At 61.2% G+C, this 11,939-nt stretch carries 10 protein-coding genes; 4 read left to right on the top strand and 6 right to left on the bottom strand.

From position 1 onward, the window contains the following. Positions 1-57: 57 nt before the first annotated feature. Entirely contained in the window at positions 58-753 is a 696-nt protein-coding gene (gene ung, locus AC3WQN_RS17585; protein ID WP_103400370.1) for a uracil-DNA glycosylase, read from the top strand. 123 nt (positions 754-876) lie between these two features. Here ung and AC3WQN_RS17580 read toward each other — a convergent pair whose 3' ends face one another. The 5 genes from AC3WQN_RS17580 to AC3WQN_RS17560 form a co-directional block, all read right to left on the bottom strand. After that, positions 877-1,914 carry an AbrB family transcriptional regulator gene (locus AC3WQN_RS17580; RefSeq protein ID WP_103400371.1) on the bottom strand — a complete coding sequence of 346 codons (1,038 nt, stop codon included), beginning with the start codon at positions 1,912-1,914 and terminating at the stop codon, positions 877-879. Beyond that, complete coding sequence (locus AC3WQN_RS17575) at positions 1,907-3,421, bottom strand: tripartite tricarboxylate transporter permease (protein WP_103400372.1); 1,515 nt, start codon at positions 3,419-3,421, stop codon at positions 1,907-1,909. Before AC3WQN_RS17575 ends, AC3WQN_RS17580 begins: the two co-directional genes overlap by 8 nt. A gap of 1 nt (position 3,422) precedes the next feature. After that, complete coding sequence (locus AC3WQN_RS17570) at positions 3,423-3,881, bottom strand: tripartite tricarboxylate transporter TctB family protein (protein ID WP_103400373.1); 459 nt, start codon at positions 3,879-3,881, stop codon at positions 3,423-3,425. 61 nt (positions 3,882-3,942) lie between these two features. Next, positions 3,943-4,932, bottom strand: coding sequence for a Bug family tripartite tricarboxylate transporter substrate binding protein (locus AC3WQN_RS17565; RefSeq protein WP_103400374.1), 990 nt, complete (start codon positions 4,930-4,932; stop codon positions 3,943-3,945). A 54-nt stretch (positions 4,933-4,986) separates the two neighbouring features. Continuing rightward, entirely contained in the window at positions 4,987-6,279 is a 1,293-nt protein-coding gene (locus AC3WQN_RS17560) for an OprD family porin (RefSeq protein WP_103400375.1), read from the bottom strand. A gap of 235 nt (positions 6,280-6,514) precedes the next feature. On the opposite strand from AC3WQN_RS17560, the gene AC3WQN_RS17555 reads away from it, so the two are divergent. Together AC3WQN_RS17555 and AC3WQN_RS17550 are read left to right on the top strand one after the other, a co-directional pair. Next, positions 6,515-7,186 carry a response regulator gene (locus AC3WQN_RS17555; RefSeq protein ID WP_103400376.1) on the top strand — a complete coding sequence of 224 codons (672 nt, stop codon included), beginning with the start codon at positions 6,515-6,517 and terminating at the stop codon, positions 7,184-7,186. Beyond that, positions 7,179-8,564 (top strand): sensor histidine kinase, encoded by a 1,386-nt coding sequence (locus AC3WQN_RS17550; RefSeq protein ID WP_103400377.1) that lies wholly within the window; start codon positions 7,179-7,181, stop codon positions 8,562-8,564. Before AC3WQN_RS17555 ends, AC3WQN_RS17550 begins: the two co-directional genes overlap by 8 nt. A gap of 318 nt (positions 8,565-8,882) precedes the next feature. Here the strand turns inward: AC3WQN_RS17550 and AC3WQN_RS17545 are convergent, their stop codons facing one another. Beyond that, positions 8,883-9,146, bottom strand: coding sequence for a DUF2790 domain-containing protein (locus AC3WQN_RS17545; protein WP_103400378.1), 264 nt, complete (start codon positions 9,144-9,146; stop codon positions 8,883-8,885). A 475-nt stretch (positions 9,147-9,621) separates the two neighbouring features. Between AC3WQN_RS17545 and acs the strand changes: the two genes are divergently transcribed. Next, a complete protein-coding gene (gene acs, locus AC3WQN_RS17540; RefSeq protein WP_103400379.1) occupies positions 9,622-11,577 on the top strand; it encodes an acetate--CoA ligase in 1,956 nt (651 codons plus the stop codon). Positions 11,578-11,939 lie beyond the last annotated feature (362 nt).

Raw genomic sequence — 11,939 nt, 5'->3', positions numbered from 1 at the left:
TTGACAAGCGCGGTTGGTTTTCCTAGGGTTCGCCCGATTGAAACTGTGGATGTAACCATGACTGCTGACGACCGTATCAAACTCGAACCGGGCTGGAAGGACGCGCTGCGTGCCGAGTTCGACCAGCCCTACATGGCAGAGTTGCGCGAGTTTCTGCGGCAGGAAAATGCTGCCGGCAAAGAGATCTATCCGCCAGGGCCGATGATCTTCAATGCGCTCAACTCTACGCCGCTGGACAAGGTCAAAGTCGTCATCCTGGGACAAGACCCGTATCACGGTCCGGGCCAGGCCCATGGCCTGTGCTTCTCGGTGCAGCCGGGCATCCCGACACCGCCTTCGCTGTTGAACATCTATAAAGAGCTCAAGCGCGACCTGAACATCGACATCCCAAGCCACGGCTGCCTGCAAAGCTGGGCCGACCAGGGGGTGCTGATGCTCAATACCACCATGACCGTGGAGCGCGCCACTGCCAACGCCCATGCGGGCAAGGGCTGGCAGCATTTCACCGACCGGATCATCGAACTGGCCAGCGAGCATCAACCGCATCTGGTGTTTTTGCTGTGGGGCGCGCATGCCCAGAGCAAACAGAAACTGATCGACGCCACCAAGCACCTGGTCCTGACCTCGGTGCACCCGTCACCGCTGTCCGCCTATCGCGGCTTTCTCGGTTGCGGGCACTTCAGTCGCACCAACAAGTTTCTTGAGCAGAATGGTGAAACACCGATCGAGTGGCGGTTGCCGCCAGTCGTATAACGGTCTAGTGATCGTTCCCACGCTCTGCGTGGTCACGCCTCAATGGACGCTCTGCGTCCGCTTCGGAATGTGACGCGGAGCGTCACGGGCTGCATTCCCCGCGGGAGCGTGGGAACGATCAAGTCAGGCCGAATTCGGCTGCCGGTCCCAATGCCTGAACAATGGCTCCGCCAGAAACAGCACGAACAACAACCGCATCACCTGCATCGCCGTCACCAATGGCACCGACAGTTGCAAGGTTTCGGCGGTGAGGCTCATTTCCGCGATACCACCGGGCATCATGCCCAGGGTCAGCGAGCGCAGGTCCAACTGCGTCAGGGCGCTCAGGCCCAACGCTGCCAATGTCGCGATCAACATGGTCAGTGCCGTGCCGATCAGGGTTCGGCCCATGAATGACGGCGCGCGGCGAAAGAACTGCCGATTGAAGTGACAGCCCAGGCCGCTGCCAATCAACCATTGACCGATCTGGCTACCGCCATCGGGCAGGCCGATGTGCAAGTTCCCGCTGATGCTGACCACCGCACTCACCAGCAACGGGCCGAACAGCCACGGGTTGGGCTGGCGCAAGCGCTGCCAGCCCCAGGCGAGCAGGGCGCCCGCCGGGAACAGTACCGCCAGCCAGCGCCAGTCGACGGTGGCCGGGTGCGTTAACGGCACCCCGTCGCCCAGCAGGTATTTGAAGGCGGCTGGTACGCAGAGCACCACCACCAGCACGCGAAGACTTTGCCCTGCCGCCACGCGACTGAGCACGGCGCCGTTGCGCGCGCCGAGATTGACCATCTCACCGGAACCGCCCGGCATGCTGGAGAAGAACGCGGTGGCGCGATCTTCACCGGTACGCCGCAGTAACCAGACCCCGACCACTGCCGACAGGCTGGTGACCAAGGCGCCAAAAAAGATCAGGCCAAAGTGGCTCATGACCTGCTCCATCACCACCGGGGTGAAGTGCAGGCCAATGCCGATGCCGACGATCCACTGGCCGCATTTGCGCCCGCCAGGGATCTCAGCCAATTGCCAGGGGGTCAGGCAGCGCACCAGGATGATCGCCAGTAACGAGCCGACCATCCAGGGCAGTGGCCAGCCGATCTGGCTGGCGAGGTAACCGCCCAGCAGACCGACCAGCGGGGTTCCCCACCAGGTGTTGAAAGACCGGTCAGACATCGGCGATGACACGCCTTGCCACCGCACGTTTACGCCAGATGCGCAGCAGCGGCACCAGCAACATCAGCACAATCAGCCCCCAGACGCCCACGGTGATCGAACTGGACCAGAGGATCTCCAGTGAACCGTTGGAGATTGACAAGGCGCGACGCAGGTTCTGCTCCATCAAGCCACCGAGGATGAAACCCAGCAGGACCGGCGACAATGGGAAGTCCAGCTTGCGCAGGATGTAGCCGAAGATGCCGATGCCGATCATCAGGAACAGGTCGAAGGTGGTGGCGTGCACGGCGTAAACGCCGATCGCGGTAATGATCGCGATCATGGGCACCAGCGCCCAGTTTGGTACGGCGAGGATACGGGTGAAGATGCGGATCATCGGAATGTTGAGGATCACCAGCATGACGTTGGCGATGAACAACGAGGCGATCAGGCCCCAGACTATGTCGGGTTGCTGCTGGAACAACAGGGGGCCAGGAGTGATGTTGTACAGCGACAGCGCACCGATCATCACCGCCGTGGTACCCGAACCTGGAACGCCAAGGGTCAGCATCGGGACCAGTGCGCCGCAGGCTTCTGCACCGATCGCGGTTTCCGGGGCGGCGAGGCCACGTTTGTCACCTTGACCGAACTTGCCCTTGGGTCCGGCGATACGTTTCTCGGTCATGTAGGCCACGGCACTGGCCAGTGTGGCGCCGGCACCCGGCAGTACGCCCATGATGAAGCCGAGCACACCACACCGCAGGTTCACCCAGAATACCGAGGCGGCTTCCTTGAAGTTGAACATCATCCGGCCGGTGGCTTTGAACGCTTCCTGGCCACGGTGGGTTTTTTCCAGCAGCAGCAGGATTTCGCTGATGGAGAACAGGCCCAGTACCAGCACCACGAACTGAATGCCGTCGGTAAGGTGGATGTTGTCGCCAGTGAAGCGGTATACGCCGCTGTTGGCGTCGATGCCGACCGTCGACAGGAACAGCCCGATCAAGGCCGCAATAAAGGTTTTCAGCGGTCGGTCACCGGCCATTCCGCCGAGACAGACGATGGCGAACACCATCAGTACGAAGTATTCCGCCGGGCCGAAGGCTATTGCCCATTTGGCCAGTATCGGGGCGAACACCACCATGCCGCAGGTGGCAATGAATGCACCGATGAACGAACTCCACGCCGACAGCGACAACGCCACGCCCGCCATGCCTTGACGGGCCATCGGGTAGCCGTCGAGGGTGGTCATGACGGTCGAAGCTTCGCCAGGAATGTTCAGCAGAATCGAGCTGATGCGCCCGCCATACTCGCAACCCAGGTACACCGCCGCCAGCAGGATCAGCGCCGACTCCGGTGGCAGGCCAAGGGCGAAAGCGATCGGGATCAACAGGGCCACGCCGTTGATGGGTCCCAGCCCTGGCAACAGGCCGACGATGGTGCCGATCAGGGTGCCGCTCAACGCGGTGATCAGGTTGTAGGGGGTCAATGCCACGCCGAACCCGTGGCTCAAATAACCAAGCGTATCCATTTCAGTTCTCCAGAACGTCGAGCAGGCCCAGAGGCAGAGGCACGTCCATCACTTTGTCGAACAGCAGGTACAGGCCCACGCTCAGCAGGCAGATGATCACCGTGCCGGGCAACCAGCGGCCGCCGTACAGGCGGGCCATCGGAATGCCGACCAGGATGCTGCTGAGGATGAAGCCCAAGGGTTCGAACAGGGCGGCGAACGCCAGCAGCAGCAACACGCAACGGGCGATCTTGAACAGGGTTTCGCGGTCCAGTGGTGGATCTTCTTCGCTGTGTTTGATGGGAGATGGCCGATACACCATGTACACCAGCGCCAGCCCCATCAGTCCGAGCATCAGCAAGGGGAAGGCGCGTGGACCGATCGGCTCGTACGAAAAAGGCGCCTGGTAGGGCCAGGCCATCAGGATCAGGCAGAAGCAGGCCACCAACAGCGTGGAGGCAAAAATACGTTGTAAGAGCATGACAAACTCCTGGGCCACACCCTGGATAGCACAAGGGCATGGCCACGAGACAGAGAGGCGATTACTGAATCAGGCCGAACTCTTTGGCCAGCATCTTGTAGTCGGCGACCTGTTTCTTCACGTAGGTGTCCAACTCAGGCCCGGTCATGGCGAACGGGAACAGTTCGCGCTGGTCACGCAGCTTGGCGAAGTCTTCGGAGGCCAGCAGTTTGTCGAAGGCGTCTTTCCACCAGGCGTATTCGGCATCGCTGACTTTTGGCCCCAGGTAGAAGCCACGAACCACTGGCCAGACGATGTCGTAGCCCTGCTCCTTGGCGGTCGGGATATCCTTCATTTCCGGCTCGTCCAGACGCTCGTTGGCGAACACCGCCAGCAGGCGCATGTCACCGCTCTGGATGTGTGGCATGGAGTCGGAGATGTCGGTACTGCCGACCTGGATGTGGCCACCGAGCAGGGCGGTGGCGATTTCGCCGCCGCCTTCGAGCGCCACGTAACGCAGGTCACGCGGGTTGATCCCGGCGGCCTTGGCGATCAAGGCGGTTTGCATCCAGTCCTGGCTGCCGACGGTGCCGCCGGAACCGATCACCACTTTGCTCGGATCTTTCTTCAGGGCCTGAACCAGATCGTCGAGGGTTTTGTAAGGAGAATCGCTTCTCACCGCGATGGCCCCGTAGCTGGTACCCACCGCTGCCAACCAGCGCACGGCGCTTTCATCGAAACGGCCGAACTTGCCTTGAGCCAGGTTCAGCAACGAACCGCTGGACCAGGCGACCAGAGTGCCTGCGTCGGCCGGACGCTGGGCAACCACCGCGTTGTAGGCCACTGCGCCGACACCACCCGGCATGTAGGTCACGCGCATCGGCTTGGTCAGCAGCTTTTCGTTCACCAGCGCGCTTTGCGCCAGTTTGCACGTCAGGTCAAAACCACCGCCCGGTGAGGCCGGGGCGATGCATTCGGGACGCTTGGGTTCACTCGATTCGGCGGCGAGCAAGGGGCCGGCGAACAGCAGGCAACTGGCGGCGAGTGTAACGTTACGCAGTGAGAAGTTCATCGATCGTCTCCACAGGAGTTGTTGTTGTGTTGGAGTTGTTACGGGTTGAGTCCATCACCAAAGGGCAACGCTATAGCTCACCAGCACCCGTACTTCATCAGCGTCGCGGGCGGAGTAGTTCGAGCGATAGGTGGCATTGCGCAGGCGCACGGCAACGTCCTTCAGGGCGCCGCTTTGCACCACGTACTTGATCTCGGTGTTGCGTTCCCATTCCTTGCCGGTGTCACCGTTGTTGAGCTTGATGTTGTCACCGTTGATGTAGCGACTCATGAAGCTCAGGCCGGGAACCCCCAGGCTGGCGAAGTCGTAGTCGTAACGGGCTTGCCAGGAGCGTTCTTCGGCACCGGCAAAGTCGTTGATCTGTACGAAGTTGACCAGGTAGGGGTCGGAACCGTCGACGTAGGGGAATGCGCTGTCGCCAGACATGTACTGGTAGCCGGCGCTGATTTTATGCCCGCTCAAGGCATAACTCACCAGGCCGTTGAGGGAGTTGTTGTCGATTTCTCCGCCGCGTGCCTGCCCCGAGTCATCGCTGATGGCCAGCCGCAGGTCGGTGCCGAACGTACCCGGGCCGAACGCTTGCGAGGCGATCAGGCCGAGAAAGTGCTGGTTGTAGACTTCGCCCAGTTGCGCGAAGTGGTAGCTGCCGGTGATCTTGTCGGTGAACTTGTAATCAACGCCGCCGAAGTCGAAATGCGTGCCCGGTACGGTGCCGGCGAAGCGGCTGTTCTTATTGTTGAGGGCAATGTCCTCGAAGTCGGTGCTGTCGCGGTCCTTGGCTTTCTCCAGGCGTCCGCCGGTGAAGGTCAGGCTCTTGAACTCTTTGGAACTGAGCATGCCGCCTTCGAAGGTCTGCGGCAGGATGCGCCCGTCGTTGGCCTTGAGGATCGGCAGTTCCGGAATCAGGCTGCCGATCTTCAGCTCGGTGGCGGAGATTTTCATTTTGCCGGTCAGGCCGAGTTTCGAGTACTCGTCAGCGGCACGCCCGTCATCGTGGACCGGCAGCAAACCGGTACCGGTGCGGTCGGGGCTGGAATCGAGCTTGATCCCGAGCATGCCCAGTGCGTCGACACCAAACCCCACGGCGCCATCGGTGTAGCCTGACTCGAGATTGAGCATGAAGCCCTGGGCCCACTCGTCACGTTTGGATTGCTGGGCGCTGGTTCCGCTGCGAAAGTCGCGGTTGAAGTACATGTTGCGGGTTTCCAGGGTCGCGCTGCTGTCTTCGAAGAAGGCAGCCTGACTGACAGGCGAAAAGCCGGCAACGGCGGCGGCACTGGCGAGGGCGGTGGTACCAAGGCGGGAGAAGCGAGCAGGCGTAGAAGCCTGAGGCTGTGTAGACAGCATCGTGAAACACTCCATTTATTGTTCTTATTGGGGCGAAAACGCATCGAGGCGTTTTTCGTTCACTACTCTCAAAAATACGGCAGTCGAAACTGTCCGTGGCTGGACTCTAACGGGCGAACCTTTCGCTAACCTTTCAGAAGACTTTCACGATTTTCGGGCTTCACAGCGGCGGATGCGGCTGTAAACTCCGCGCCAAAGAGTGGTGTCGACCATCCCCGGAATGAGGTAAGGATTCATGCGTGTTCTTCTCGTCGAAGACCATCTGCAGTTGGCCGAAAGTGTCGCCCAGGCGCTCAAGAGCACGGGGTTGACGGTGGATGTGCTGCACGACGGGGTGGCTGCGGACCTGGCCTTGAGCAGCGAGGACTATGCGGTGGCTATCCTCGATGTCGGCCTGCCGCGCATGGACGGTTTCGAGGTGCTGGCGCGGTTGCGCAGCCGGGGCAAGAACCTGCCGGTGCTGATGCTGACCGCTCGCAGCGACGTCAAGGATCGGGTCCACGGGCTCAACCTGGGGGCCGACGATTACCTGGCCAAGCCGTTCGAACTGACCGAGCTGGAAGCGCGGGTCAAGGCGCTGTTGCGCCGTAGCGTCCTGGGGGGCGAACGCCAGCAGCGTTGCGGCGTGTTGGTGTATGACCTGGACACGCGGCGTTTCACCCTGGGCAGTGAATGGCTGACCCTGACCTCGCGCGAGCAGGCCGTGCTCGAGGCCTTGATTGCCCGTCCCGGCCGGGTGATGAGCAAGGAGCAACTGGCCGCCCAGGTATTCGGGCTGGATGAAGAGGCCAGCCCCGATGCCATCGAAATCTATGTCCACCGACTACGTAAAAAGCTCGACGGCCATTCGGTGGCCATCGTGACTTTCAGGGGCTTGGGTTACCTGTTGGAAAGCCGCGATGCATAAGCCCAGGAGCCTGCGCTGGGGGTTGCTGTGGAACCTGGCGCTGTTGCTGGTGGTGCTGATGATCGCCAGCGGCTTGAGTGCTTACTGGAACGGTCGCGAAGCGGCCGACACGGCCTATGACCGAACCCTGCTGGCCTCGGCGCGCACCATTGCCGCCGGGCTTTCCCAGCGTGACGGCAGCCTCAGTGCCGATGTGCCTTATGTGGCGCTGGACACCTTTGCCTACGACAGCGCCGGGCGGATCTACTACCAGGTCAACGACATTCACCAGCAGCTGATTTCCGGCTACGAGAACCTGCCCGGACCGCCGCCCGGTACGCCGCGAACCGATGACTACCCGGCGTTGGCACGCTTCTACAACGCCACCTACCTGGGGCAGAACGTGCGCGTGGTGAGCCTGCTCAAGGCGGTGACCGAGCCGAACATGAATGGCATGGCGGAAATCCGCGTGGCGGAAACCGATGAGGCACGGGTCAGTATGGCGCGCAGTCTGATGGCCGACACGTTGCTGCGTCTGGGGATGCTGGCGGGGGGCGCGTTGTTGCTGGTGTGGTTCGCCGTCAGTGCCGCGTTGCGTCCGCTGGAGCGCTTGCGCACGGCGGTGGAGGAGCGCCAGCCCGATGACCTGCGACCGCTGCCGCTGGTGCAAGTGCAGCGCGAGTTGTGGCCATTGGTGCGTGCCCTGAACCATTTCACCGAACGCCTGCGTGTGCAGTTCGAGCGCCAGGCGCAGTTTATCGCCGATGCGGCCCACGAACTGCGCACACCTTTGGCGGCACTCAAGGCGCGTCTTGAGTTGGGGCTGCGGGCAAACGAGCCGCACACCTGGCGCAACACGCTGGAGGACGCCGCCCAAGGTACCGATCGCCTGACTCACCTGGCCAACCAGCTGCTGTCGCTGGCGCGGGTCGAGAACGGGGCGCGGGCGATTGCCGAAGGTGGGGCGCAGTTGCTCGACCTGAGTCAACTGGCTCGCGAGTTGGGCATGGCCATGGCGCCGCTGGCCCATGCACGGGGTGTCGCGCTGGCGCTGGAGGCTGACGAGCCGGTATGGCTGCGCGGCGAGCCGACACTGCTGAACGAGTTGCTGAGCAACCTGGTGGATAACGCGCTGGCCCATACCCCGTCGGGCGGTAACGTGATCTTGCGCGTTAGCGCCCCGGCCATACTTGAGGTCGAGGACGACGGGCCGGGGATTCCGCTGGAAGACCGTGGCCGGGTATTCGAGCGCTTTTACCGACGCAATCAGCAGGTCGCAGGGTCGGGGCTTGGCTTGGCGATTGTCGGTGAAATCTGCCGGGCGCACCTGGCGCAAATCAGCTTGCACGACGGTGCGCAGGGTGGCTTGAAGGTGCGGGTCAGCTTTATCGCCGGGTAATGGTTGTGTGCCAGTTACCTGGGCAAGTAACCAAGCCCGGTCAAGGCCGCAATGCTGTTCATTCAGGAAAAGCTTGAGGTGAGTGAGAGTCCCGTGGCGAGGGAGCTTGCTCCCGCTGGGGTGCGAAGCCCCCCCCCAAAAAAAAAAACAGTTACTGCGGTCTTTCATAAAAAACTCGGCGACCGCTTTTGGGGCTGCTGGGCAGCCCAGCGGGAGCAAGCTCCCTCGCCACGGGTGTGTATAGGCAGCCCTATCCTCAAGTGAACCGAATTGCGGCCAGGGTCCGTCAGTCGAGAGACTTGAAGCTCACTTCGCGGATCAGCCGTTAGAGCAGCCGTTGCCCATTACGCTATAGCGCAAGATATGCCGTTGTCCGTTCGAGTCTTCATATTCCATGCGCGCCGGTACAACTTCGCAGACATTGGGAACTTCACTCATGGAGATAACTTTGGCGATGTCCAGGTCAGTGGAGTAAGTGTATTCCTCTACCGGGACCGAATGGCGGGCGACATCAGTCGGGACCTCGTCTGCCATGGCGGTTGCGCACAGACTGCCGAGGGCCAGAACCAATAAAGCTTTCATTTCAGATTTACCTTTCTAAGGTCGAGTGGGGGCACGCAGCCGTTGTAGGGCTGCGTGTGGAACTTGATTGCAGGGTGTTGGATTAACGGCCTTCGTGGGGGCTGTAACGTGGTTAATCACATTGCCTTGTTGGCAGGGCGGATTTTAGGCGCCTGGGTTACGCACATATAGGTGCGCTTTTGATAAAGACTGTTGGCATATTCTGTAACAATCAGAAAAACTTTCTCGTCAGCGGCGCGGGTGATGTGTGTGCATAAAAACCGTGCGGCGCGTCGTTGCGTCCGTCGGCAAGCTGGCTACCTCGGGGGTTGGCGGTGAAACGGGACTGGCGTCCCAGCCCCGGTTTACAAGGGGTTTGCACATGCCTCGGTGTTTTGTAAGGGGGTTGTTACTACCATCGTCGAATGGTTCTATAAGCCCGCCTCGGGCTACAACCCAGGTCTACAAAAACAACTATTTCACCGAGGTAAGAAAGATGAGTGCGGCTTCTCTGTATCCCGTTCGTCCCGAGGTTGCGGCCAACACCCTGACTGATGAAGCGACCTACAAGGCCATGTACCAGCAGTCGGTCGTCAACCCGGACGGCTTCTGGCGCGAACAAGCCAAGCGCCTCGACTGGATCAAACCTTTCACCACGGTGAAGCAGACCTCTTTCGACGACCACCATGTCGACATCAAGTGGTTCGCCGATGGCACCCTGAACGTTTCCTACAACTGCCTGGACCGTCACCTCGCCGAGCGCGGCGATCAGGTCGCGATTATCTGGGAAGGCGATGATCCTTCCGAGAGTCGCAACATCACTTACCGTGAACTGCACGAGCAAGTCTGCAAGTTTGCCAACGCCCTGCGCGGCCAGGATGTGCATCGCGGCGACGTGGTGACCATCTACATGCCGATGATCCCCGAAGCCGTGGTCGCCATGCTGGCCTGTACCCGGATCGGCGCGATTCACTCGGTGGTGTTCGGTGGTTTCTCGCCCGAAGCCCTGGCGGGTCGCATCATCGACTGCCGGTCCAAAGTGGTCATTACCGCAGACGAAGGCTTGCGTGCCGGCAAGAAAATCCCCCTCAAGGCCAACGTCGATGATGCGCTGACCAATCCGGAAACCAGCAGCATTCAGAAAGTCATCGTGTGCAAGCGCACCGGTGGCGACATCAAGTGGAACCAGCATCGCGACATTTGGTTCGAAGACCTGATGAAAGTGGCGGGCACCGTGTGTGCGCCGAAAGAGATGGGCGCCGAAGAAGCCCTGTTCATCCTCTACACTTCCGGCTCCACCGGCAAACCCAAGGGCGTGCAGCACACCACCGGTGGCTACCTGCTCTATGCCGCGCTGACCCATGAGCGCGTGTTCGACTACCGTCCGGGTGAAATCTACTGGTGCACCGCCGACGTCGGCTGGGTCACCGGTCACACCTATATCGTCTACGGCCCGCTGGCCAATGGCGCGACCACCTTGCTGTTCGAAGGTGTGCCGAACTACCCGGACATCACCCGGGTGGCGAAGATCGTCGACAAGCACAAGGTCAACATCCTCTACACCGCACCGACCGCCATTCGCGCGATGATGGCCTCGGGCACGGCAGCTTGCGAAGGCGCCGACGGCAGCAGCTTGCGCCTGTTGGGCTCGGTGGGTGAGCCGATCAACCCGGAAGCCTGGGATTGGTACTACAAGAACGTCGGTCAGTCCCGTTGCCCGATCGTCGACACCTGGTGGCAGACCGAAACCGGCGCCACCCTGATGAGCCCGCTGCCGGGGGCTCACGCACTCAAGCCCGGTTCCGCGGCGCGGCCGTTCTTCGGCGTGGTGCCGGCACTGGTGGACAACCTGGGCAACATCATCGAAGGGGCGGCAGAGGGTAACCTGGTGATTCTTGATTCGTGGCCGGGCCAGGCGCGTACGTTGTACGGCGACCACGACCGTTTTGTCGATACCTACTTCAAGACGTTCCGCGGCATGTACTTCACCGGTGACGGCGCTCGTCGCGATGAAGATGGCTACTGGTGGATCACCGGTCGTGTGGACGACGTGCTCAACGTCTCTGGCCACCGCATGGGCACCGCCGAGATCGAAAGTGCGATGGTCGCTCACCCGAAGGTCGCCGAAGCGGCGGTGGTCGGTGTGCCGCATGACATCAAGGGGCAGGGCATCTACGTCTACGTCACCCTCAATGGCGGTGAAGAGCCGGATGAGGCGCTACGCCTGGAACTGAAAAACTGGGTGCGCAAGGAGATCGGTCCGATTGCCTCGCCGGATGTCATCCAGTGGGCGCCGGGCCTGCCGAAAACCCGTTCCGGGAAAATCATGCGCCGTATCCTGCGCAAGATCGCCACCGCCGAGTACGAAGGCCTGGGGGATATCTCCACCCTGGCTGATCCGGGTGTGGTGCAGCACCTGATCGATACCCACAAGACCATGAACGTCGCGTAACGCCGTTCCTGAGTCTCTGAACCCCGCCAGGCCTTGTGCTTGGCGGGGTTTTTTCATGGGGGCACCGAACGCTGTTCGCCGGCGAGCCCGCGCGGGCAGGGGGGAGTGTGTAAGGCGTGTAGGCGCAGGCGTGTCAGGCGCCCAAGCCTCGACCGAATAAATATCGGTTTGCCAGTCGGGCGTTTCCGGGCGTTACCCGTGGGTTGAAAGGTGTCACCGCTCACCTGATTTCGGGGCAAAGGGAAACGCCAAACCCCGTTTTAGTGCCCTTGCAGGCGGTGTGAAAAATAAGACATTACGCTGCGCTTGCCGGATTAGAAGGGTTTGCGAATAATAGGCCCGCTATTTGCAACATGGATCGG

The organism is Pseudomonas sp. FW300-N1A1, from assembly GCF_058789115.1.
The sequence above is the reverse complement of the archived record's forward strand: the minus strand, read 5'-3'. Positions and strand labels throughout refer to the sequence as shown.

What these genes read in the sequence shown, in the direction of transcription:
- ung (WP_103400370.1), top strand. Translation starts at nt 58, where the DNA reads ATGACTGCTGACGACCGTATCAAACTCGAACCGGGCTGGAAGGACGCG.
- AC3WQN_RS17580 (WP_103400371.1), bottom strand. Translation starts at nt 1,914, where the DNA reads ATGTCTGACCGGTCTTTCAACACCTGGTGGGGAACCCCGCTGGTCGGT.
- AC3WQN_RS17575 (WP_103400372.1), bottom strand. Translation starts at nt 3,421, where the DNA reads ATGGATACGCTTGGTTATTTGAGCCACGGGTTCGGCGTGGCATTGACC.
- AC3WQN_RS17570 (WP_103400373.1), bottom strand. Translation starts at nt 3,881, where the DNA reads ATGCTCTTACAACGTATTTTTGCCTCCACGCTGTTGGTGGCCTGCTTC.
- AC3WQN_RS17565 (WP_103400374.1), bottom strand. Translation starts at nt 4,932, where the DNA reads ATGAACTTCTCACTGCGTAACGTTACACTCGCCGCCAGTTGCCTGCTG.
- AC3WQN_RS17560 (WP_103400375.1), bottom strand. Translation starts at nt 6,279, where the DNA reads ATGCTGTCTACACAGCCTCAGGCTTCTACGCCTGCTCGCTTCTCCCGC.
- AC3WQN_RS17555 (WP_103400376.1), top strand. Translation starts at nt 6,515, where the DNA reads ATGCGTGTTCTTCTCGTCGAAGACCATCTGCAGTTGGCCGAAAGTGTC.
- AC3WQN_RS17550 (WP_103400377.1), top strand. Translation starts at nt 7,179, where the DNA reads ATGCATAAGCCCAGGAGCCTGCGCTGGGGGTTGCTGTGGAACCTGGCG.
- AC3WQN_RS17545 (WP_103400378.1), bottom strand. Translation starts at nt 9,146, where the DNA reads ATGAAAGCTTTATTGGTTCTGGCCCTCGGCAGTCTGTGCGCAACCGCC.
- acs (WP_103400379.1), top strand. Translation starts at nt 9,622, where the DNA reads ATGAGTGCGGCTTCTCTGTATCCCGTTCGTCCCGAGGTTGCGGCCAAC.